The sequence below is a fragment of the Pseudomonas sp. NFACC25 genome (assembly GCF_900100935.1).
Lineage (GTDB): Bacteria > Pseudomonadota > Gammaproteobacteria > Pseudomonadales > Pseudomonadaceae > Aquipseudomonas > Aquipseudomonas marginalis.
The window spans coordinates 505,397-529,080 of record NZ_FMUC01000001.1 but is presented as its reverse complement, the minus strand read 5'-3'; the positions used below and the strand labels follow the sequence as shown (position 1 = coordinate 529,080).

The 23,684-nt window shown below is 65.1% G+C and carries 10 protein-coding genes; 6 read left to right on the top strand and 4 right to left on the bottom strand.

Going from position 1 to position 23,684, the window contains the following annotated elements; all coding sequences use genetic code 11:
* Positions 1 to 7: 7 nt before the first annotated feature.
* Complete coding sequence (locus BLQ09_RS02505) at positions 8 to 12,904, top strand: non-ribosomal peptide synthetase (RefSeq protein ID WP_092355149.1); 12,897 nt, start codon at positions 8 to 10, stop codon at positions 12,902 to 12,904.
* 62 nt (positions 12,905 to 12,966) lie between these two features.
* On the opposite strand, the gene dsbG is transcribed toward BLQ09_RS02505, so the two are convergent.
* The 3 genes from dsbG to dsbD are packed head-to-tail and all read right to left on the bottom strand — an operon-like array spanning position 12,967 to position 16,282.
* Complete coding sequence (dsbG, locus tag BLQ09_RS02500; RefSeq protein ID WP_092355146.1) at positions 12,967 to 13,728, bottom strand: thiol:disulfide interchange protein DsbG; 762 nt, start codon at positions 13,726 to 13,728, stop codon at positions 12,967 to 12,969.
* Positions 13,704 to 14,555, bottom strand: coding sequence for a TlpA disulfide reductase family protein (locus BLQ09_RS02495; RefSeq protein WP_065927226.1), 852 nt, complete (start codon positions 14,553 to 14,555; stop codon positions 13,704 to 13,706). Before BLQ09_RS02495 ends, dsbG begins: the two co-directional genes overlap by 25 nt.
* The gene (gene dsbD / locus BLQ09_RS02490) at positions 14,555 to 16,282 is read right to left on the bottom strand and encodes a protein-disulfide reductase DsbD (protein ID WP_092355143.1); all 1,728 of its coding nucleotides are present in this window, start codon (positions 16,280 to 16,282) and stop codon (positions 14,555 to 14,557) included. The genes BLQ09_RS02495 and dsbD overlap by 1 nt, the downstream gene beginning before the upstream one ends.
* 176 nt (positions 16,283 to 16,458) lie before the next feature.
* On the opposite strand from dsbD, the gene BLQ09_RS02485 reads away from it, so the two are divergent.
* The 5 genes from BLQ09_RS02485 to BLQ09_RS02465 all read left to right on the top strand — a co-directional run bounded on the left by BLQ09_RS02485 (position 16,459) and on the right by BLQ09_RS02465 (position 21,197).
* Positions 16,459 to 17,139 carry a response regulator gene (locus BLQ09_RS02485; protein WP_027603901.1) on the top strand — a complete coding sequence of 227 codons (681 nt, stop codon included), beginning with the start codon at positions 16,459 to 16,461 and terminating at the stop codon, positions 17,137 to 17,139.
* Positions 17,136 to 18,458: an ATP-binding protein gene (locus tag BLQ09_RS02480; RefSeq protein ID WP_027603902.1), complete on the top strand. Its 1,323-nt coding sequence runs from the start codon at positions 17,136 to 17,138 to the stop codon at positions 18,456 to 18,458. Before BLQ09_RS02485 ends, BLQ09_RS02480 begins: the two co-directional genes overlap by 4 nt.
* A 123-nt stretch (positions 18,459 to 18,581) precedes the next feature.
* A complete protein-coding gene (locus BLQ09_RS02475; protein ID WP_092355140.1) occupies positions 18,582 to 19,349 on the top strand; it encodes an N-acetylmuramoyl-L-alanine amidase in 768 nt (255 codons plus the stop codon).
* A 149-nt stretch (positions 19,350 to 19,498) separates the two neighbouring features.
* Positions 19,499 to 20,893, top strand: a complete 1,395-nt coding sequence (locus BLQ09_RS02470) for an aspartate aminotransferase family protein (protein ID WP_092355137.1) — start codon at positions 19,499 to 19,501, stop codon at positions 20,891 to 20,893.
* An 82-nt stretch (positions 20,894 to 20,975) separates the two neighbouring features.
* Positions 20,976 to 21,197, top strand: a complete 222-nt coding sequence (locus BLQ09_RS02465; protein ID WP_027603905.1) for an MbtH family protein — start codon at positions 20,976 to 20,978, stop codon at positions 21,195 to 21,197.
* 277 nt (positions 21,198 to 21,474) lie between these two features.
* Here the strand turns inward: BLQ09_RS02465 and BLQ09_RS02460 are convergent, their stop codons facing one another.
* Positions 21,475 to 23,640 (bottom strand): mechanosensitive ion channel family protein, encoded by a 2,166-nt coding sequence (locus BLQ09_RS02460; protein ID WP_027603906.1) that lies wholly within the window; start codon positions 23,638 to 23,640, stop codon positions 21,475 to 21,477.
* Between the last annotated feature and the right edge of the window lie 44 nt (positions 23,641 to 23,684).

The following is a 23,684-nucleotide window of genomic DNA, read 5'->3' as shown; positions in this document are numbered from 1 at the left end:
GAACCCCATGATGGACGCCTTCGAACTTCCCCGCACCCTGGTCGAGTCCCTTCAACGTCGCGCCGCCCAGGCCCCGGACCAGGTCGCCCTGCGCTTCCTCGCCGAGTCGGCCGAGCACAACGTGGTACTCAGTTACCGTGACCTGGACCAACGCGCCCGCACCATCGCCGCCGCCCTCCAGGCCAATGCGGCACAGGGCGACCGTGCGGTGCTGCTGTTCCCCAGTGGCCCGGACTACGTCGCGGCGTTCTTCGGCTGCCTGTACGCCGGGGTGATCGCGGTGCCGGCCTACCCGCCGGAGTCCACCCGCCGTCATCACCAGGAGCGCTTGCTGTCGATTATCGGTGACGCCGAACCGCGCCTGTTGCTGACCATCGCCAGCCTGGCCGAGGGCCTCGCGCAGATCGAAAACGCGCCGCCGGTGCTGAGTGTCGACACCCTCGACGCACAGATCGCCAGCGCCTGGAGCGCCCCCGACCTGCAACCCGACGACATCGCCTTCCTGCAATACACCTCCGGCTCCACCGCGTTGCCCAAGGGCGTGCAAGTCAGCCACGGCAACCTGGTGGCCAACGAAGTGCTGATCCGGCGCGGCTTTGGCATCGACCTGAACCCTGACGACGTGATCGTCAGCTGGCTGCCGCTGTACCACGACATGGGCCTGATCGGCGGCCTGCTGCAACCGATTTTCAGCGGCGTGCCGTGCGTGTTGATGTCGCCGGCCTATTTCCTCGGCCGGCCATTGCGCTGGCTTGAAGCGATCAGCGAATACCGCGGCACCATCAGCGGCGGGCCGGATTTCGCCTACCGCCTGTGCAGCGAGCGGGTCAGTGAGTCGGCCCTGGAACGCCTGGACTTGAGCAACTGGCGCGTGGCCTATTCCGGCTCCGAACCTATCCGCCTCGACACCCTCGAGCGCTTCGCCGAGAAGTTCGCCGCCTGCGGGTTTACCTCGGATAGTTTCTTCGCCTCCTACGGCCTGGCCGAAGCCACCCTGTTTGTCGCCGGCGGCCGGCGTGGCCATGGCATCCCGGCGCTGCGCATTGACGAGCAGGCCCTGGCCGCCAACCGCGCCGAGCCGGGGCAGGGCAGTGCGATCATGAGTTGCGGCACCTCCCAGCCGGAACACGCGGTGCTGATCGCCGACCCGCACACACTGAGCGAGCTGGCCGACAACTGCGTCGGCGAACTCTGGGCCAGCGGCCCGAGCATCGCCCACGGCTACTGGCGCAACCCGGAAGCCAGTGCCAAGACCTTCGTGCAGCATGCCGGCCGCACCTGGCTGCGCACCGGTGACCTGGGCTTTATCCGCGAGGGTGAGGTGTACATCACCGGTCGCCTGAAAGACCTGCTGATCGTGCGCGGCCATAACCTCTACCCCCAGGACATCGAACAGACCATCGAGCGCGAAGTGGAAGTGGTGCGCAAGGGCCGGGTCGCGGCGTTTGCGGTGAATGACAACGGCCTGGAAGGCATCGGCATCGCCGCAGAGATCAGCCGCAGCGTGCAGAAGATCCTGCCGCCTGAAGCGTTGATCAAAGCCATCCGCCAGGCGGTGGCCGAGGCCTACCAAGAGGCGCCGTGCGTGGTGGTATTGCTCAATCCCGGCGGCTTGCCCAAGACCTCCAGCGGCAAGGTGCAGCGTGCGGCGTGCGCGCTTCGGCAGGCCGACGGCAGCCTCGACTGCTACGCGCAGTTCCCCGATCTGCATGCCCAGGCGAGCACTGTTGCACTGGAATCCGAATTGCAAAGCCGGATCGCCGCTATCTGGCGCGAGCAGTTGCAGGTCGCCACGGTGGCGGCCGACGACCACTTCTTCCTGCTCGGCGGCAACTCCATCACCGCCACCCAGGTGGTGGCGCGCCTGCGGGAAACCCTCGGCCTGGAGCTGAACCTGCGCCTGCTGTTCGAGGCGCCGACGTTGTCCGGGTTCGCCGCCGGCGTGGCGCAACTGCAACAGGACGGCGGCATTGCCCAAGGTGCGATCCGCCCGTTGTCGCGCCAGGACGAACTGCCCCAATCCCTGGCCCAGAACCGCCTGTGGATCACCTGGCAACTGGACCCGCAAAGCAGCGCCTACACCATCCCTGGCGCCTTGCGTTTGCGTGGCGAGCTGGATGAAGACGCGCTGCGCTCGAGCTTCCAGTACCTGATCCAGCGCCACGAAGCCCTGCGCACCCGCTTCTATGAGCGCGATGGCCAGGGCTTCCAGCGTGTGGACGCCAATAGCGATTTTGACCTGCAGGTTATCGATCTCAGCGACTTGCCCGTCGCCGAGCGTGAGGCTCGCGCGCAACAGATCCGTGAGGACGAAGCCCGCACCCTGTTCGACCTGGAAAAAGGCCCGCTGCTGTGGGTGACCCTGGTGCGCCTGGACGAGGACGATCACCAGTTGCTGGTGACCCTGCATCACATCATCGCCGATGGCTGGTCGTTGAATATCCTCATCGACGAGTTCTCGCGCCTGTACGCCGCCGCAAGCCAGGGCCAGGCCCTGGCGTTGCCGCCACTGGCCTTGCAGTACGCCGACTACGGCAGCTGGCAGCGCCAATGGCTGGCCGACGGTGAAGGCCAGCGCCAACTGGCGTACTGGAAAGCGCAGTTGGGCGACGAGCACCCGACCCTGAGCCTGGCCACCGACCACCCGCGTGCGGCCCGGCAACGCCACAGCGCATCGCGCCATAGTGTGCGCCTGAGTGTCAGCCTCAGCGAGGCGATTCGCCAGACCGCCCAGGCCCACGAGTCAACGCCGTTCATGCTGTTGCTGGCGGCGTTCCAGACCTTGCTCTACCGCTACAGCGGCCAGCGCGATATCCGCATCGGCGTGCCCAACGCCAACCGCCCGCGCCAGGAAACCCAAGGCCTGATCGGCTTCTTTATCAACACCCTGGTGCTGCGTGCCGAGCTGGACGGGCGCCGGCCTTTCAATGAGCTGCTGGCCGCCACCCGCCACACTGCGTTGGGCGCCCAGGCCCATCAGGACCTGCCGTTCGAGCAACTGTTGGAAGCCTTCCCGCAAGCCCGCGAACAGGGCCTGTTCCAGGTCATGTTCAACCACCAGCAGCGCGACCTCAGCGCCTTGCGCCGCCTGCCGGGGATGCTCGCCGATGAGCTGCCCTGGCACAGCCGCGAAGCCAAGTTCGACCTGCAGCTGCACAGCGAAGAAGACCGCAACGGGCGCCTGAGCCTGTCCTTCGACTACGCCGACGAACTGTTCGACAGCGCGACCATCCAGCGCCTGGCCGCGCACTTCATCCACCTGCTGCAGGCCGTGTGCGAACAGCCGCAACAGGCCATCGGTGACCTCCAGCTGATGCCGCAGGACGAACAGCAAGCGTGGAGCCAGGCGCCGTGCGCACCGGCTCAACAATGGTTGCCCGAACTGCTCAATCAACACACCTCGGACAACACCGCGCTGGTCTGGCAGGACGGCAGCCTGACCTTCGCCCAACTGCACACCCAGGCCAACCGCCTGGCCCATTACCTGCGCGACAAAGGCGTCGGCCCGGACGTGTGCGTAGCCATCGCCGCCGAACGTTCGCCGCAGTTGCTGGTGGGCCTGCTGGCGATCATCAAGGCCGGTGGCGCCTATGTGCCGCTGGACCCGGATTACCCCGCCGAGCGCCTGGCCTACATGCTCAAGGACAGCGGCGTGCACCTGCTGTTGACCCAGACCGCATTGCTGGACCGTGTGCCGAGTGCCGAAGGCGTGTGCGTGATTGCCATGGACAGCCTGCACCTCGACAGCTGGCCGACCCAGCCGCCCGGCCTGCACCTCGATGGCGACAACCTCGCCTATGTGATCTACACCTCCGGCTCCACCGGCCAGCCCAAGGGCGTGGGCAATACCCATGCGGCCCTGGCCGAGCGCTTGCAGTGGATGCAGGCCACCTATCAACTCAATGACAGCGACGTGCTGATGCAAAAGGCACCGATCAGTTTCGACGTGTCGGTGTGGGAATGCTTCTGGCCGCTGATCACCGGCTGCCGCCTGGTGCTGGCCGGTCCTGGCGAACACCGCGACCCGCACCGCATCGCGCAGTTGGTGCAGGCGCACGGCGTGACCACGCTGCACTTCGTGCCGCCGCTGTTGCAGCTGTTTATCGACGAACCGCTGGTGCCCGAGTGCACCAGCCTGCGTCGCCTGTTCTCCGGTGGCGAAGCCTTGCCTGCCGAGTTGCGCAATCGCGTATTGGCGCAGTTGCCGGCGGTGCAATTGCACAACCGCTATGGCCCGACCGAGACCGCGATCAACGTCACCCACTGGCATTGCACTGCTGACGATGGCGAGCGTTCGCCGATTGGCCGACCACTGGGCAATGTGATCTGCCGCGTGCTGGACGAGCAGCTCAACCCGTTGCCGGCCGGTGTGCCGGGTGAACTGTGCATCGGCGGTATCGGCCTGGCCCGTGGTTACCTTGGGCGTGCCGGCTTGACCGCCGAGCGCTTTGTCGCCGACCCGCTGGGCGAGGCGGGCGCGCGCCTGTATCGCAGCGGTGACCGTGCACGCTGGAGTGCGGATGGCGTGCTCGAATACCTCGGCCGTCTCGACCAGCAGGTCAAGCTGCGCGGTTTCCGGGTGGAACCGGAAGAAATCGAAGCGCGCCTGCTGGCCCTGGACGGTGTCGCCCAGGCCGTGGTGCTGGTGCGCGATGCGCAGTTGATCGGTTACTACACCGCCCATGCCCCCCTCGACGAACAGGACGTCAAAGCCGCCCTGGCCGCCGAGCTGCCGGAGTACATGGTGCCCGCGCAACTGATGCGCCTGGACGCGATGCCCCTGAGCCCCAGCGGCAAGCTCGACCGTCGCGCATTACCGGCGCCGGTGTGGCAAACCCGCGAACACATCGAGCCCGAAACACCCTTGCAGCAGCAGATTGCAGCGATCTGGCGCGAAGTACTCGGCTTGGCAACAATCGGCCTGCGCGATGACTTTTTCGCCCTCGGCGGCCACTCGCTGCTGGCCACGCAAATCATCTCCCGCACCCGCCAGGCGTGCGACGTCGAGTTGCCGTTGCGCACCTTGTTCGAGGCCAGCGAGCTGGGCGCGTTTGCCGAGCAAGTCGGCCTGATCCAGGCCAGCGGCCAACGCAACCAGCAAACCGCAATCGCCACCGTCGACCGCAGCCTGCCGGTGCCGTTGTCGTATTCCCAGCAGCGCATGTGGTTCCTCTGGCAGATGGAACCGGACAGCCCGGCCTACAACGTCGGCGGCATGGCACGCCTGCGTGGCGTGCTGGATGTGGGGCGTTTCGAGGCGGCATTGCAGGCCTTGGTCATGCGCCACGAAACCCTGCGCACTACATTCCCGAGCGTCGACGGCGTGGCCTATCAAAAGGTGTCGGCGCAGACCGGCCTGCGCATGGACTGGCAGGATATGTCGGCGTTGAACGAAGGCGAGCGCGAGCAGCGTTTGCAGCAACTGGCCGACCACGAGGCGCACACCCCGTTCAACCTGGAAACCGGGCCACTGCTGCGCGCGTGCCTGGTCAAGGCCGGTGAGCGGGAGCACTACCTGGTGCTGACCCTGCACCATATCGTCACCGAAGGCTGGGCCATGGACATTTTTGCCCGTGAACTCAGCGCGCTGTACGAAGCGTTTATCGATGAGCGCCTGTCACCGCTGGCGCCGTTGCCGGTGCAGTACCTGGACTACAGCGTGTGGCAACGCCAGTGGTTGGAGTCTGGCGAGCGCCAACGCCAACTGGACTATTGGACCGCGCAGCTCGGCCATGAGCATCCGCTGCTGGAACTGCCCAGCGACCGTCCACGGCCACCGGTGCAAAGTCACCAGGGCGAGCTGTACCGCTTCGACCTCAGCGACGATCTCGCCGCCCGTGTGCGTGCTTTCAACGCCGAACATGGCCTGACCCTGTTCATGACCATGACCGCCACCCTGGCCGTATTGCTCTATCGCTACAGCGGCCAGACCGACCTGCGCATCGGCGCGCCGGTGGCCAACCGCATTCGCCCGGAAAGCGAAGGGCTGATCGGCGCGTTCCTCAACACCCAGGTACTGCGTTGCCAGCTCACGGGGCAGATGCGTGTCGCCGAGCTGTTCGAGCAGGTCCGTCACACGGTGATCGAAGGCCAGTCCCATCAGGACCTGCCGTTCGACCACCTGGTGGAAGCCCTGCAACCGCCGCGCAGCGCGGCGTACAACCCACTGTTCCAGGTGATGTGCAACGTGCAGCGCTGGGAATTCCAGCAGAGCCGCCAACTGGCCGGCATGACCGTCGAATACCTGGCCAACGATGCCCGCGCGACCAAGTTCGACCTCAACCTGGAAGTCACCGACCTCGACCATCGCCTGGGTTGCTGCCTGACCTACAGCACCGATTTGTTCGATGAACCGCGCATCGCGCGCATGGCCGAGCATTGGCGCAACCTGCTCGAAGCGTTGATCGCCAACCCGCAACAACGCCTCAGCGAATTGCCATTGCTGAGCGCCACCGAGCAACGCGCGTTGCAGGACAGCCTGGGCGTGGAGGCGGGCGAGCATCGCCTCGACCAGTGCCTCCAGCAACTGTTCAGCCAGCAGGCGCTCAAGCGTGGCGATGCCCCGGCGCTGACCTTTGCCGGTGTGACCCTCACCTACGCTGAACTCGACGCCCGCGCCAACCGCCTGGCCTGGATGCTGCGCGAGCGCGGCGTCGGCCCGCAGGTGCGGGTCGGCCTGGCGCTGCCGCGCTCGCTGGAAATGGTCATCGGCCTGCTGGCGATCCTCAAGGCCGGTGGCGCCTATGTGCCGCTGGACCCGGAATACCCGCTGGACCGCCTGCACTACATGATCGAAGACAGCGGCATCGGCCTGCTGCTCAGCGATGCGGCGATGTTCGACGCCCTCGGCGAATTGCCGGCGAGCGTGGCCTGCTGGTGCCTGGAAGATGACTTGCCGGTGCTGGCCAATTACCCGGCCGGCGAGCTGCCGTTTATCAGTTTGCCGCAACATCAGGCCTACCTGATCTACACCTCCGGTTCCACCGGTAAACCCAAGGGCGTGGTGGTGTCCCACGGTGAAATCGCCATGCATTGCCAGGCCGTGATCGAGCGCTTCGGCATGCGCCCGGACGATTGCGAGCTGCATTTCTATTCGATCAACTTCGACGCCGCCACCGAGCGTCTGCTGGTGCCGCTGCTCAGCGGTGCCCAGGTGGTCCTGCGCGCCCAGGGCCAGTGGGATGCCGAGGAAATCTGCGGGCTGATCCGTACCCATCGCATCAACATCCTCGGTTTTACCCCGAGCTACGGCAGCCAGTTGGCGCAGTGGCTGGCAACCCAGCACCAGACCTTGCCGGTGCGCATGTGCATCACCGGCGGCGAAGCGCTGACCGGCGAACACCTGCAGCGTATCCGTGCGGCGTTCCAGCCCGAGGTGTTTTTCAATGCCTATGGGCCCACCGAAACCGTGGTGATGCCCCTGGCCAGCCTGGCGCCGCAGCAGTTGGAAGAGGGCGCCGCCAGCGTGCCGATCGGTAGCATCATCGGCGACCGCGTGGCTTATATTCTCGACGCCGACCTGGCGTTGGTACCGCAAGGCGCGACCGGCGAGTTGTATGTGGGCGGCGCCGGTCTGGCCCAGGGTTACCACGAACGTCCGGGGATGACGGCCGAACGGTTTGTCGCCGACCCGTTTGCCCGCCAGGGCGGTCGCCTGTATCGCACCGGCGACCTGGTGCGCCAGCGTGCCGATGGCCTGGTGGAATACCTGGGGCGTATCGACCACCAGGTGAAGATTCGCGGTTTCCGGATCGAACTGGGCGAGATCGAAACCCGCCTGCTGGAACACGCAGCTGTGCGCGAAGCGGTGGTGCTGGCGCTGGATTCGCCGAGTGGCAGGCAACTGGTGGCGTACCTGGTCAGCGACGCCGACCACGGCACCTTGCGTGAGGCGCTCAAGGCTCATCTCAAGGCGCAACTGCCGGACTACATGGTACCCGCGCACCTGATCGTACTCGACAGCATGCCGCTGACCGCCAACGGCAAGCTCGACCGCCGCGCCCTGCCGCAACCCGATCCCGAGGCCAATCGGCAACAGTACGTGGCGCCGCGCAACGAGCTGGAAAGCACCTTGGCGGCGATCTGGTGCGCGGTGTTGAACGTGCAGCAGGTCGGCCTCGACGATAACTTCTTTGAACTGGGCGGCGATTCGATCCTGTCGATCCAGGTGGTCAGTCGCGCGCGTCAGGCGGGGATTCACTTCAGCCCCCGCGACCTGTTCCAGCACCAGACCGTGCAAACCCTGGCCGGGGTGGCCACGCGCTCCGAGCAGGTCAGCGCCGAGCAAGGCGTGCTCACCGGCGCTTCGGGCCTTACACCGATCCAGCACTGGTTCTTCGACACCGATATTCCCGCGCGCCAGCACTGGAATCAGGCGTTGGTGCTCAAGCCGCTGCAACTGCTCGAGCCTCATCGACTGGAGCAAGCGTTGCTGGCGGTACTCGAGCACCACGACGCCCTGCGCCTGAGTTTCACCCGGCGCGATGCGCAATGGCATGCCGAACACTTGGCCGTGCCGAAAGGCGGCGTGCTGATGCAGGCGCAAGTGCGCGACATGCAACAGTGCACCGCGCTGTTCACCGACACCCAGCGCAGCCTCGACCTGGAGCACGGCCCGCTGGTGCGCGCCTTGCTGGTGGATGGCCCTCAAGGCCAGCAACGCTTGCTGATCGCGATCCATCACCTGGTGGTGGACGGTGTGTCGTGGCGCGTGTTGCTCGAAGACCTGCAAAACGTTTACCGCCAGCTCAGCGACGGCCAGTCCGTCAGCCTGCCGGCCAAGACCAGCGCCCTGCGCGATTGGGCCGCGCGCTTGCAGGCGTATGCCGGCAGCGAATCCCTGCGTGAAGAGCTGAGCCTGTGGCAGGACCGATTGGCCGGCCCTGACGCGGTATTGCCTGTGGCCCACCCGCACGGTTCGCGGCGCAACCGCGATGCCGACACCGTCAGCGTGCGCCTGGATGCCGAACACACGCGCCAGTTGCTGCAACAGGCGCCGAGCGCCTACCGCACCCAGGTCAACGACCTGCTGCTGACCGCCCTGGCCCGTGTGCTGTGCCGCTGGAGCGGGCACGGGGCGGCGCTGATCCAGCTCGAAGGCCATGGCCGCGAAAGCCTGTTCGACGACATCGACCTGACCCGCAGCGTCGGCTGGTTCACCAGCGCTTATCCACTGCGCCTGACCCCGCAAACCGGGCAGGGCGACTCGATCAAGGCGATCAAGGAACAGCTGCGTGCGGTGCCCCATAAAGGGTTGGGCTATGGCGTGCTGCGTTACCTCGCCGATGACCTGTGCAAACAGAGCATGGCCGCCTTGCCGAGTGCGCAGATCACCTTTAACTACCTTGGCCAGTTCGACCAAAGCTTCGGCGCCGATGCACTGTTCCACCCATTGGACGAATCGGCGGGCCTGGCCCATGACCCGGATGCGCCGCTGCCCAACGAACTGAGTGTGGACAGCCAGGTGTACGGCGGCGAACTGGTGCTGCGCTGGACCTTCAGCCGCGAACGCCACGACCCACAGGCCATCCAGGACCTGGCGCAGGCCTACCTGGCCGAACTGCAAGCGTTGGTCGCCCATTGCCTGGAGGACAACGCCGGCGGCCTCACGCCGTCCGACTTCCCCCTGGCGCACTTGAGCCAGTCGCAGCTCGACAGCTTGCCGGTACCGGCCGGCGCCATCGAAGACGTGTACCCGCTGACCCCGATGCAAGAGGGCCTGCTGCTGCACACCCTGCTCGAGCCGGGCACCGGCCTCTACTACATGCAGGACCGCTACCGCATCAACAGCGCTCTGGACCCCGAGCGTTTCGCCCAGGCCTGGCAAGCGGTGATCGCTCGCCACGAAGCCTTGCGCGCCTCGTTCTGCTGGAACGTCGGCGAAGACATGCTGCAAGTGATCCACAAGCCGGGCAGCACGCCGATCGAGTACCTGGATTGGAGTGCCGACCAGGAAAGTGAACAGGAACCGCGCCTGCAAGCGCTGCTCAAGGCCGAGCGCGAAGCCGGTTTCGATCTGCTCAACCAGGCGCCGTTCCACCTGCGCCTGATCCGCGTCGGTGAAGCGCGCTACTGGTTCATGATGAGCAACCACCACATCCTGATCGATGCCTGGTGCCGCTCGCTGTTGATGAATGACTTCTTCGATATCTACATGGCCCTCGGCGAAGGTCGTGAAGCGCAGCTGGCCACGCCGCCGCGCTACCGCGACTACATCGCCTGGCTGCAACGCCAGAACCTGGCCGAAGCACGCCAGTGGTGGCAGCAGAACCTGCAAGGGTTCGAGCGCACCACGCCGATCCCCAGCGACCGGCCGTTCCTGCGCGAACATGCCGGCCACAGTGGCGGCATGGTGGTGGGTGACTGCTACACCCGCCTCGACCCCCGTGACGGTGCGCAACTGCGCGAACTGGCCCAGGCCCATCAACTCACCGTCAATACCTTCGCCCAGGCGGCCTGGGCCTTGGTGCTGCGACGCTTGAGCGGCGAGCGTGACGTGCTGTTCGGCGTCACCGTGGCCGGGCGCCCGGTAGAAATGCCCGAGATGCAACGCACCGTCGGCCTGTTTATCAACAGCATTGCGCTGCGGGTGAAGCTGCCCGAGGACGACCAGCGTTGCAGCGTACGCCAGTGGTTGAACGCGTTGCTCGACAGCAATATGCAACTGCGCGAGTACGAATACCTGCCGCTGGTGACGATCCAGGAACACAGCGAACTGCCCAAGGGCCAGCCGCTGTTCGACAGCCTGTTCGTGTTCGAAAACGCCCCGGTGGAAGTCTCGGTGCTGGACCGCGCCCACAGCCTGAATGCCACCTCGGACTCCGGCCGCACCCACACCAATTTCCCGCTGACCGCCGTGTGCTACCCGGGGGATGACCTCGGCCTGCACCTGTCCTACGACCAGCGTTACTTCGACGAAACCACCGTGCAAGGCATGCTCGGCGAGTTCAAGCGCCTGCTGCTGGCGCTGGTGCAGGGCTTCCATGGCGACATGGCCGACCTGCCACTGATGGGCGAACAGGAGCGCGCGTTCCTGTTGGACGGCTGCAACCAGAGCGAACACGCCTACCCGCTGGAACGCAGCTATATCGAGCTGTTCGAAGCCCAGGTGAGCGCGCATCCGCAGCGCATCGCCGCCCGTTGCCTGGACCGGCAATGGACCTATGACGAGCTGAACCGGCGCAGTAACGGCCTGGGTCATGCACTGATTGCGGCGGGCGTCGGCCTGGACCAACCCGTGGCGTTGCTGGCCGAGCGTAACCTCGACCTGCTGGGCATGATCATCGGCAGCTTCAAGGCCGGTGCCGGTTACCTGCCGTTGGACCCGGGCCTGCCGAGCCAGCGCCTGAGTCGCATCATCGACCTGAGTCGCACACCGTTGCTGGTCTGCACCGAAGCGTGCCGCGAGCAGGCCATCGAGCTGCTGGACGGCGTCGACTGCCAGTTGCTGGTGTGGGAGGACGTGCCTGCCCGTGGGGAAAATCCTGGCATCTACAGCGGCCCGGATAACCTTGCCTACGTGATCTACACCTCGGGCTCCACCGGCTTGCCCAAAGGCGTGATGGTCGAACAGCGCGGCATGCTCAATAACCAATTGAGCAAGGTGCCGTATATGGACCTGACGCCAGCGGATGTGATCGCCCAGACCGCCTCGCAAAGCTTCGATATTTCCGTATGGCAATTCCTCGCCGCGCCGCTGTTCGGTGCACGGGTGGATATCGTGCCGAACAGCATCGCCCACGATCCGCAGGGCTTGCTGGCCCATGTGCAGGCACACGGCATCACCGTGTTGGAAAGCGTGCCGTCGCTGATCCAGGGCATGCTGGCCCAGGATCGCATCAGCCTGGACGGTTTGCGCTGGATGCTGCCGACCGGTGAAGCGATGCCGCCGGAGCTGGCGCACCAGTGGTTGTTGCGTTACCCGGAGATCGGCCTGGTCAACGCCTACGGCCCGGCGGAATGTTCGGACGATGTGGCGTTCTTCCGCGTCGACCTGGCGTCCACCCGTGGCACTTACCTGCCGATTGGTACGCCGACGGACAATAACCGTTTGTACGTGGTGGATGGTGCGCTGGAATTGGTGCCCCAAGGGGCGGTCGGTGAGCTGTGCGTGGCCGGCACCGGGGTGGGCCGCGGGTATGTCAGCGATCCGCTGCGCACCGCCCAGGTGTTTGTGCCGAACCCGTTCGGTGCACCGGGCGAGCGCCTGTACCGCACCGGCGACCTGGCACGGCGGCGCAGCGATGGCGTGCTGGAGTACGTCGGGCGTATCGACCATCAGGTGAAGATTCGCGGTTACCGCATCGAGCTGGGTGAAATCGAAGCGCGCCTGCACGAACAACCCCTAGTGCGCGACGCGGCGGTGGGCGTGCAGGAAGGCGTCAACGGCAAGCATCTGGTGGGTTACCTGGTGGCCGCCGATGAGAGGCTGAATCCGGGCGAACGCCTGGACCGCATCAAGCAACGCCTGCGCGCCGAACTGCCGGAGTATATGGTGCCGCTGCACTGGCTATGGCTCGAGCGCCTGCCGCTCAACGCCAACGGCAAACTCGACCGCAAGGCCCTGCCGGAACTGGAGATCGGCCAGTTGCACAGCCAGGACTACCTGGCGCCACGCAACGAACTGGAAAACACCTTGGCCGCGATCTGGGCCGAGGTGCTGAAAGTCGACAGGGTCGGCGTGCAGGACAACTTCTTCGAACTGGGCGGCCACTCGTTGCTGGCCACGCAGATTGCCTCGCGCGTGCAGAAGACCCTGCAGCGGGATGTGCCGCTGCGGGCGATGTTCGAATGCAGTACGGTGGCGGAGTTGGCCGAGTACATCGAGGGGCTGGCGGCCAATGAGATCAGTGCGGAGAAGGTGGATCGGTTGAGTGATTTGATGGCGGAGTTGGAGGGGCTCTGATCTTCGCTGTCTGTCAGGACGCCATCGGGGCTTGCCCCCGATGGCGTCAGACCAGGCGCCGCTTACTTCGGCCCCATAATCTTCGCCAACTTCTCCGGCGACGGCGCCCCTTGCTGTTGCTGCAAGCCGCCCTTGTCATCCAGGTAGAAAATCGCCGGCGTCGCCGACAGTTCCAGCTCGTCCATCAACTTCATATTGGCATCGAGCTTGGCTTCGATGTCCGCCGGGATCTTGGCCAGCGCCTGCAATTTGCTGCCCTTGCCGGCGGCTTCATGTTCTTCCAGGGCCTTTTGCGGGTCCTTGGCGGCGAACAGGGCGGCCGATTTGGCGGCGCTGTCTTCGCGGATGATGCCGACCATGATGTGGCGCAGTTGGACCTTGCCGGCTTTTACCCATGGCCGCGCCTGTTCCCAGAACATGTTGCAGTACGGGCAGTTGGGGTCGCTGAACAGGTAGACGATGCGCGGGGCGTTTTTGTCGCCGTCCTGGATCCAGCTGCTTTTTTCCATTTTGGCCCAGACTTCCTTGGCCATCGGCGCGTACACCAGTTTTTCCAGGGGCGCGCTGCTCAGGTCATTGCCCTGGGCGTCGTACAGGTTGCCGGCGATCACGCTCTTGCCGTCGGCGGTCAGGTACAGCGCCATGCCGCGGTTCTGGTATTGCGCGGCGTAGCCGGTGAGGCCGCTGGGGGCGTCGAACTTGCCGAGGATTTTGGCGCCTTTGGCTTCGATCTGTTTGATCGGTGCCGGCCAGTTTTCGGCCTGGGCCAGGGAGGCCGCCAGCGTCAGCGGCAGCAGGGTCAGCAGGTGGCGGAGGCGAGGCATGTCGGTTTCCTTGTGGCGGCAGGGGCGGTGTCGAAGGGTTCCATGGCACGGGCCAGGCTGGCCTGGGACAACTCGCCCAGGTGGCTGTTGATCAGGCGCCCGTCGGCTTGGTAGAACAGCGTGGTGGGCAGGGCCATGGAGCCCACGGCCTGGCCGAGGCGGCCGCTGGCGTCGAACAGCACGTTGTCGAGGGTCAGGCCCTGGGTGGCGAGGAAGGTGCTGACGCTTTGCATGCTTTCGGCCTGGTTGACGAACAGGAAGGTCACGTCGGGGCGCATGCGCTGGGCGTTTTCCAGCACCGGCATTTCGCGGCGGCACGGCGGGCACCAGGTGGCCCACAGGTTGATCACCAGCGGACCGCCCTGGTAATCGGCCAGTTGCACCACTTCGCCATTGGCGTTGCGCAAGGTGATGTCCGGCAGGCGTGTGCCTTTTTCATACACGCTCAAGGACAGGCTGGTCATGCCCCAGAACACCAGCCCGGTGATGACCCCGGCGCTCAGGGGCTTGCGCAGCGCCGGGCGACGCCAGCCATAGAGCAGTGCACCGAGGATCAGGGCGACGATACCGGGCCAGGCGAGAAAACCGCCGTCGCGCAGGTCGACCATCTGCAGCCAGTCGTTGCTGTAGTAACTCCAGTACATCAGCACGAAGCTGACGCGGGCCGCCAGCATGCCCAGCAGGAACAGGCTGAACAGCACCGATTCCGGATTTTCACCGCCACGCTTGGCCACGCGCCAACCCACCAGGGTGGCGAGAATCAACGCGCTGATCAGCAGGATGTGATTCAGGGCGATGGCGAAGGTGCCGATGGTCAGGGTCAGCATCAGAGGGCGTCCCGGGCGTGAGTCCAGCGTTGCAGGAAGGCGGCGGCATCCACTTCGCCGGTGATGCGCTGGGCGCGGCGTTCCTCACCGTCAGGGCCGATCCACACGAAGCTGGGCGGCCCCGGTACCTTGTAGCGGCCCAGCAGTGCGCGGCTGGCGGCATTGTCGGCGGTGACGTCAAGGCGCAGCAGACGTACGTCCTTCAGCGCATCGAGCACTTCGGGTTTGCCGAACACCTGTTTTTCCATGATCTTGCACGACACGCACCAGTCGGCGTAGTAGTCCACCAGCACCCATTGGCCCTGGGCCTTGGCGCTGTCGAGCTGGCCTTGCAGCACAGCGGGGTCATTGATGGTCATGAAGGCTTCGTGGGCGCTGGGTGCGGCAGTGGACCGCGAGCCGCTGTAGACCTTCAACGGTTGCCACAGGTCATCGCTGCCACCCGCAGCACCCACCAGCAGCAGGCCGCCCCACACCCCCACGACCACGGAACCGGCGCCGAACAGCATGGCGACCCGCCCGAAATCCTGGGCCAGGCGCCAGCCGCAGTAGGCCATGGACATGGCCAGCACGCCCCACAGGCCGAGCCACAGGCTTTCGTCGATCACCGGGCGAATCATCAGCACGGCGGTGGCCAGGAACAGGAAGCCGAAGATGCCCTTGAGTACATTCATCCAGGTGCCCGGCTTGGGCAGGAAACGGTTGCCCACGGTCACCAGCAACAGCAGCGGCACGCCAATGCCGATGCCCATGGCGAACAGGATCAGGCCGCCGTGCAGGGCATTGCCGCTCTGGGCGATATACAGCAATGCACCGGCCAGCGGCGCGGTCATGCACGGCCCCACCAGCAGGCCGGACAGCGCGCCGAGCACCCCGGCGCCGACCAGGCTGCCGCCGCTCTGGTTGCGGCTGACGTTATCCAGGCGATCGCGCAAGGCCACGGGCAGTTGCAGTTCGAAGAAGCCGAACATCGGCAGGGCGAGGATCACGAACAAGGCGGCGAAGCTGCCGAGGATCCACGGGGTTTGCAACAGCGCGGCGAGGTTGGCGCCGAGCAGGGCGGCGAGCACGCCGAGCGCCGCGTACACCAGCGCCATGCACACCACGTAGCTGCCGGCCAGGGCAAAGCCGCGACGCGGGCTGGCGCCACTGCCCACCACCAGGCCGGCGAGGATCGGCAGCATCGGCAACGAACACGGGGCAAACGCCAGCAGCAGGCCCAGGCCGAAGAACACCAGCAGGCTCCAGCCCAGGCTGCGTTGTTGCAGGCCGCTGGCCAGGCTCTGGTCCTGGGCTTCGGCGGTGGCCGCAACGGCGGGGTTGCCGCCCAGGTCTACGCTGATCGACTGCGGCGGATAGCACAGCCCTGCATCGGCGCAGCCCTGCCAGCCGAGCTTGACCTGGCCGGTGACACCGGCGGGAATCTTCACTTCCAGGCCCTGGCGATACACTTCCTGCTCGCCAAAGAATTCGTCGCTATGGGCTTCGCCTTGCGGCAACACGGGCTTTTCGGCCAGGCCATCGAACTTCATGCGCTGCTTGTACAGGTAATAACCGTCGGCAATCTGCCAATACAGCTGGGTCTCGCCACTTTCAAGACGTTCGGAGGTAAAGGTGAAAGCCTTGCCCACCGGGAGGAAATCGGCTTTGGTCTCAAACGGATTGCCCGGCGCCGCCTGGGCCAACCCCGCGAATAACACCAGCAGAAAGATAAACAGATGCCGCATGGTCAAGCCTTAGTTCGATGCAAGTGAGGCACACAATGTGTGGCGTTGATTAACCGATGATTAACCGGGCGCTATTCTAAAGTGTAGGGATTATCTGAGCTTGCATCTTTTCACGGCATAATCTGCGCTTAATCCGCTGCACTTTTAATCCCCCCATCTTTCATGAAGGGTTCAGCATGCACGTACTGGTCTGTGAAGACGACGAACTGATCGCCAGCGGCATCGTGGCCGGCCTCGGAGCCCAGGGCTTTACAGTCGAGCGCGTGGCCACGGCCGCCGCTGCGCGCGCGATGCTCAAGGCGGCGACCTTCGACATCATGGTGCTTGACCTCGGCCTGCCCGACGAAGACGGCCTCAAGCTGCTGCAACAGCTGCGCAGCCAGGGCCTGGAGATTCCGGTGCTGATCCTCACCGCGCGGGATTCGGTGACCAACCGTGTCGACGGCCTGCAAGCCGGTGCCGATGACTACCTGCTCAAACCCTTCGACCTGCGCGAATTGGCCGCACGCCTGCAAACCCTGCTGCGCCGGATGGCGGGGCGCAGCGTCAACCTGATCGAGCACGGCCGGCTGACCTACGACCCGAGCAGCCGCGAAACCCTGCTGGGCGGCCAGCCGGTGGACCTGTCCCGACGTGAACAGGCGCTCTTACAGGCGCTGCTGCACAACAAAGGCCGGGTGCTGTCCAGCGAGCAACTCAAGGACAGCGTCTACGGCTTCAACGATGAACTGGAAAGCAACGCCCTCAACGTGCATATCCATCACCTGCGGCGCAAGTTGGGCAATGGCATCGTCGAGACCGTGCGCGGCCTGGGTTATCGCCTCGGCCCGGCAGACGATGGCGAGAACGTTTCGTGAAAAGCCTGCGCCTGCGCCTGACGTTCAAGCTCGGCGCCGCGTTTGTGCTGATCTGGGCCCTGGCGGCGGCCTGGATGCTCAACGACCTGCGCAACCAGATGATGTTCTCCCTCGACCAGCGCCTGGTGGCGTCGGCGCGCATGGTGGCGGGCCTGACCGAGCAGATGCCGGGCCTGGCCAGTGTCAGCGGCGGCGCGCATTTCAGCGCCGAGCAACTGAATGTGCCGGGGGGCATGGCGTGCCAGGTCAGCTCCTTGCGCGGGGAAATCCTCGCCCGCAGCCATACCACGCCGGATGAGGGCCTGGAGTCGCGCAAGAGCGGCTTTCGTGACCAGGTCATCGATGGCGTGGGCTGGCGCAGTTTTACCCTGTCCCGTGGCGACCTGTTGATCACCACCGCCGACCGCCAGGTGGAGCGCGAGGCGCTGAACCTGTCGATCCTGCTAGCCGCCTCGGTGCCGGTGGGCGTGGCGATGCTCGGTTGCCTGTGCCTGTTGTGGCTGGGTATCGGCCAGAGCCTGCTGCCGCTCAACCGCATGCGTGACGCGCTGATGCGCCGCAGTGCCGATTCCCTCGAGCCGTTGCAGATCCACCCGCTGCCCAGCGAGCTCAAGCCGCTGCTCGACACCCAGAACCAACTGCTGCAACGCATCGCCAAGACCATCGAGCGCGAACGCCGCCTCACCGGCGACGCCGCCCACGAGCTGCGCAGCCCGCTGACGGCGATCAAGACCCACCTGCAAGTGGCGCGCATGACCGAAGGCGCGGCCCGCGACCAGTCCCTGGCCCATGCCGAGGAGGGCGCCGACCGCTTGCATCGCACCCTGGAGCAATTGCTGCTGTTGGCGCGGGTGGAAGGCAGCCTGTCATTCGACGATGGCGTGCAGTCCAGCGCCGAGGAAGTCGCACGGCTGGCGATCCAGGATGCGAATGCCGGCGATAATGGGCGTATCGACCTGAACCTGGCGGATAACCTCAGCGAAACCCCGGTGGACATGCCGGTGGGCCTGGCAGTTGCCGCCCTGCGCAACCTGCTGGACAACGCCCTGCGCCACACACCCGCAGACACACGGGTGGAGCTCAGCGTGTTTACCGCCGCCGATCACGTGATCTTCCGCGTGCGCGACCACGGCAAGCAGATCTCCCCCGAAGACCTGCAATACCTCACCCAACGCTTCTGGCGCAATGGCAACAGCGAGGGCTGTGGCTTGGGCCTGGCGATCGTGCAGGCGATCGTGCAGCGCTGTTCCTGCTCATTGAAGTTCGACAGCCAGGTGGATGGCCTGCGCGTTGACCTGGGCATGCCGTTGCGGCGCTGACCGCGTTCTTTCACGTGCCAAATAGTTACCGCCCGCTTGAGGTGCAAGCCTTCAGGATGGCGGTAATTTTTTTGCGCTTGAACGGGCCGAAAGACTCGGCCTGTATTGAAAAGGACGGTTCTTATGTTGGTCATCGATACCAGTTTCCCCGCCAGGGATTTCAACGAACGTCACGGCGAACCCGTGCGGCAGGTGATCCTGCATTACACCGCGGCCCCGTTCGCCTCCTCCTTGCGCACCCTCACCCGTAACGGGGTCAGCGCGCATTACCTGCTGCCGGATCCCCATGAGCCCGGCTACCGCGCCGCCGGGTATGACGAGTTGCGCGTGTTTCGCCTGGTGCACGAAAACCAGCGCGCCTGGCATGCCGGGGCGAGCCACTGGGGTGGGCGCGATAACCTCAACAGTCGGGCGATCGGCATCGAAATCGTCAACCTGGCCCGGGATGACGGCGGCGTATTCACCTTTCCCGCGTACGGCCAGGAGCAGGTGGCGGTGTTGATCGCATTGCTTCGCGACATCCTTGGGCGTTACCCGCAGATCGGACCGGCCGACATTCTTGGGCATTCGGACGTGGCGTACTGGCGCAAGAGCGATCCGGGACCGCGCCTGCCGTGGCGCGGTTTGTTCGAGGCGGGAGTCGGGGCGTGGTTCGACGAGTCGACGCGGGCCATGTACCAGCGCCGGTTTTGTGTCGGGCTGCCGCCTGAAGTGGAGGTGGAGCGGGCATTTCAGCGCTATGGCTATAAGCCGGCGCAGAATCGCCAGGCGTTCGAGCAGCGCACCCGGGCGTTTCAGATGCACTTTCGGGCGCGGGATTATGGTGGTGTGTTGGATGCCGAGACCTGCGCGATCCTGTATGCCTTGAACGAAAAATACCGCGGACTTTGATCTCATCCATCAGTCAACCATCACTGTCCCCTAAATCCTTTTCTCGCTGGTGCGTCTCCAGAACAGGAAATCCGTGCGCATGCCCTTGGGCCAGACGCCAACGGATCGGCAGTTTGGTCACCATCATCCGCGTATTGAGGGATCGAGAGATGTCAGTCGCTACCAGCCGTATCGAAGATACCCAGGTGCATGAAACGCTTTATCAGTTCGACGAAAGCCCGCTGCTGGCCCGCCAGCGCCAGCAGGAATCCAACGCCCGCAGTTACCCACGGCGCATTCCCCTGGCGCTCAAGCGCGCCAAGGGGATCTACGTGGAAGACGTGGAGGGTCGCAGTTTCATCGACTGCCTGGCCGGCGCCGGCACCCTGGCGTTGGGTCACAACCACCCGGTGGTGATCCAGGCCATCCAGCAAGTGCTGAGCGACGAACTGCCGTTGCATACCCTGGACCTGACCACGCCGGTCAAGGACCAGTTCGTGCAGGACCTGTTCGGCCTGCTGCCGGCGGAACTGGCGCGGGAAGCCAAGATCCAGTTCTGCGGCCCCACCGGTACCGATGCCGTGGAAGCGGCGTTGAAATTGGTGCGCACTGCCACGGGGCGCAGCACGGTGCTGTCGTTCCAGGGCGGTTATCACGGCATGAGCCAGGGCGCGTTGAGCCTGATGGGCAGCCTGGGGCCGAAAAAACCCTTGGGTGCCTTGCTCGGCAATGGCGTGCAGTTTTTGCCATTCCCTTACGACTACCGTTGCCCGTTCGGTCTCGGCGGCGCAGAAGGCGTGCGGGTCAATCTGCATTACCTGGAAAACCTGCTCAACGATCCTGAAGCCGGGGTGTTGCTGCCGGCGGCGGTGATTGTCGAAGTGGTGCAGGGCGAGGGCGGGGTGATCCCGGCCGATCTCGACTGGCTGCGCGGCCTGCGGCGCATCACCGAACAGGCCGGCGTGGCGTTGATTGTCGATGAGATTCAGAGCGGTTTCGGCCGTACCGGCAAGATGTTTGCCTTCGAGCACGCCGGCATCATTCCGGATGTGGTGGTGATGTCCAAGGCCATCGGCGGCAGCCTGCCGTTGGCGGTGGTGGTGTATCGCGACTGGCTCGACACCTGGCTGCCGGGCGCCCATGCCGGGACATTCCGTGGCAATCAGATGGCCATGGCGGCCGGTTCGGCGGTGATGCGCTACCTCAAGGAGCACGACCTGGCCGGCCACGCGACCGCCATGGGCGAGCGCCTGGGCGAACACCTGCGCATCCTGCAGCGTGACTACCCGCACCTGGGGGATATTCGCGGGCGCGGGCTGATGCTCGGCGTGGAACTGGTGGACCCGGACGGCACCCTGGATATCCAGGGCCACCCGCCGGTGCATCGCCAGCTGGCACCGCTGGTACAGCGCGAATGCCTCAAGCGCGGCTTGATCCTCGAGCTGGGCGGCCGGCATGGCAGCGTGGTGCGCTTCCTGCCGCCACTGGTGATCAGCGCCGCCGAGATCGACCGCGTGGCCGAGATCTTCGGGCGCGCCCTGGCGGCAGCCGTCGCCAGCCTCTAATTTTTTGGCGTGTTGGTACGTTTCTACAGATATCAGCGCTGCGCGTGGTGCGCAGCCAGCCTTTGAGCGATGGAGAACAGCAATGACCTCAGTATTTGACCGCGACGACATCCTGTTTCAGGTAGTGGTCAACCATGAAGAACAGTATTCCATCTGGCCCGACTACAAGGCCGTGCCGGAAGGCTGGCGCACCGTGGGCAAGAGCGGCCTGAAGAAAGAGTGCCTGGCCTACATCGAAGAAACCTGGACCGATATGCGTCCGTTGAGCCTGCGCCAGAAGATGGACGGCGCAACGCTGGCCTGACGCAAAACCTTCAGTAGGCCGGCCTGTTATGGTGGGCGGGCCTGTTGTGGCAAGCAGGCTTGTTGTGGTGAGCGGGCTTGTTGTGGTGAGCGGGCTTGCCCCGCGCTGGGCTGCGCAGCAGCCCCAAAACCAGCCGCTGAGTTATGTCTGATACACCGAGTGCTTCTTGAGTGGGGCTGCTTCGCAGCCCAGCGCGGGGCAAGCCCGCTCACCACAAAAAGCTCACCACAATAAGTTCACCACAAACCACAACAAGCTCATCACATTCGCCATGACCTTACGCGTTCTTGTCCTTCTCCAACCCCCCCGCAGCCCCCGTCACCACCTGCACACTCAAGCGCGGCGTGGCCAGGTCCAGACCGGCTTCATCCAGATGCCGCTTCAGCGACAGGTTGAACGCCCGCGACACTTCCCACTGCTTGATCGGCGCCGTCTTGAAGCGCGCGCGCAGGATCGCACTGCCTGACTCGAAGCTTTCCACCCCCTGGATCTCCAGCGGCGACCAGATATTGCGGCGTTGCAGCGGATCGTTGCGCATTTTCTGGCCGACATCGCGCATCAGCTTGATCGCATCGTCGATTTCCATGTTGTACGGGATCGCCACCCGGAAGATCGCATAGCCGAACTCCCGCGAGTAGTTCTTGATGCTCTTGATCTCGCTGAACGGGATGGTGTGCACGATGCCGTCAATGTCGCGCAGGCGCACGGTACGGATGGTCAGGCCTTCGACGGTGCCGAGGTGGCCGCCGACGTCCACGTAGTCATCGATGGCCAGGGAGTCTTCGATGATGATGAACAGGCCGGTGATCAAGTCGGCCACCAGTGACTGCGCACCAAAACCGATGGCCAGGCCGATCACACCGGCACCGGCCAGCAGTGGCGTGACGTTCATGCCCATGTTCGCCAGGGCGACGATGGCGGCGATGATGAAGATGGTCACGAACAGCACGTTGCGGATCAGCGGCATCATGGTCTGCGCGCGGGCATTGGCCAGGCCTTTGCGCGAGCGGGTGAGGGCGTGATGGATGGCGGTGTCGCTGAGGATCCAGATCAACCAGGCAAATAGCAGCGTGCCGCCCAGGCCGAACAGCTTGACGCTGATTTCATGGCCGTCGCCTTCGGTAAAGCGGATCAGCGACAGGCCCCACACCCGCAGCCCGAGTTCGATAAACACCAGCCACACCACCAGGTGGGCGAGGGTGTAGACGAAGCTTTTCAGGCGTTCGGAGTACAGCGCATGGCGCTTGTGCCCCCGTTGCGGCTTGAGCGCATGGCGCCGCACCAGGCCGTTGATCACCATGCACAACACCAGCAACACCGTGCACAACAGCGACTGGCGCAGGGCGGTGCTGGTGTCGCCGGCGGAGACGAAGGTGGCGAACAGCGAGATGCCCACCAACAGCAAGGCGGGGATGTACCAGAAGGTGCCGACGATCTCGATGGTGTCGCTGAGGGCGCGGCGGGTCAGGCGGCGCGACAGGGGCTGGTTGCGGATCAGGTGGGCGATCGGCCGTCGGAAACGCAGGATGAACACGCCGGTGGACAGCGCGGCCATCACATTGGCGACCGTGGCCGCCGTGTGGGCCAGGTGCTGGCCGAGCGCAGCCACCAGCCGCGGGTCGCTCAAGGCTTCACCGAAGGCGGCAAAGCTGCCGATCCACCACAGCGGGCGGAACGCCTGGTGGCGCAGGATATACAGCGCGCGGTGGCGGTGCGGGCCGTCGAGCAGGGAGAAGGCAATCACGCAGATCGCCGAGAAACAGGTGCCGACCACCAGCGCATACGCCAGCACCATCGCCAGGGATTTGCCCAGGGACGAGGGCAGGGCGTAGCTCAGGTACACGGTGATCACCAGTGCGATCAGCCAGGGCCCCAGCTTGCGCAGGGCGAAGCGCAGCATGTCCCAGGTACGCGGGTGTTGCGGCAGCTCCTCGGGCAGGCCGAAGCGCTCGCGTACCCGGTGGCTCAGCCAGATCAACGCGGCTGCCAGCAGGCTCCATACCGCGAGAATCACTGCAAAGCCGAAAATGATCGGCAGCCATTCGCTGGCCGGCAGCATCAGGGCGCTGAGTTCGTCCTTGGCCAGGTCGATTTCATTCGACCAGCGCCCCAGCGGGCTGTCGGCGCCGGAGAACTGCTGCTCCAGGCCCGACAGCGTACTGCCGATCAGCCCGAGCACGCCTTGCTCGGCGGCGGGCTGGGCCTTCTGGGTAGCGGCGCGCAGCTTCTTCAAGTCGCTCAGCAACTGGGTGCGTTGCTGGTCGTTTTCCAGGGTCTTGATCACCTCGTCCAGCGACTGCCCCAACGGCACTTCGGCCTGGGGTTGGGCCTTGGTGGTGCCGAGCAGCCCGGGCAGGCCCACCGCTTGGGCGGACGAGAGCGGCAGCAGCGTGAGCAGGGCGATCAGGAAACAGCAGGGCAGGGCAAACAGACGGGAAAGCACGAGGCGGTCAACCTTGGAAACGACGGGTTGAGCGAGTGTACGAG

What these genes read in the sequence shown, in the direction of transcription:
- BLQ09_RS02505 (WP_092355149.1), top strand. Translation starts at nt 8, where the DNA reads ATGATGGACGCCTTCGAACTTCCCCGCACCCTGGTCGAGTCCCTTCAA.
- dsbG (WP_092355146.1), bottom strand. Translation starts at nt 13,728, where the DNA reads ATGCCTCGCCTCCGCCACCTGCTGACCCTGCTGCCGCTGACGCTGGCG.
- BLQ09_RS02495 (WP_065927226.1), bottom strand. Translation starts at nt 14,555, where the DNA reads ATGCTGACCCTGACCATCGGCACCTTCGCCATCGCCCTGAATCACATC.
- dsbD (WP_092355143.1), bottom strand. Translation starts at nt 16,282, where the DNA reads ATGCGGCATCTGTTTATCTTTCTGCTGGTGTTATTCGCGGGGTTGGCC.
- BLQ09_RS02485 (WP_027603901.1), top strand. Translation starts at nt 16,459, where the DNA reads ATGCACGTACTGGTCTGTGAAGACGACGAACTGATCGCCAGCGGCATC.
- BLQ09_RS02475 (WP_092355140.1), top strand. Translation starts at nt 18,582, where the DNA reads ATGTTGGTCATCGATACCAGTTTCCCCGCCAGGGATTTCAACGAACGT.
- BLQ09_RS02470 (WP_092355137.1), top strand. Translation starts at nt 19,499, where the DNA reads ATGTCAGTCGCTACCAGCCGTATCGAAGATACCCAGGTGCATGAAACG.
- BLQ09_RS02465 (WP_027603905.1), top strand. Translation starts at nt 20,976, where the DNA reads ATGACCTCAGTATTTGACCGCGACGACATCCTGTTTCAGGTAGTGGTC.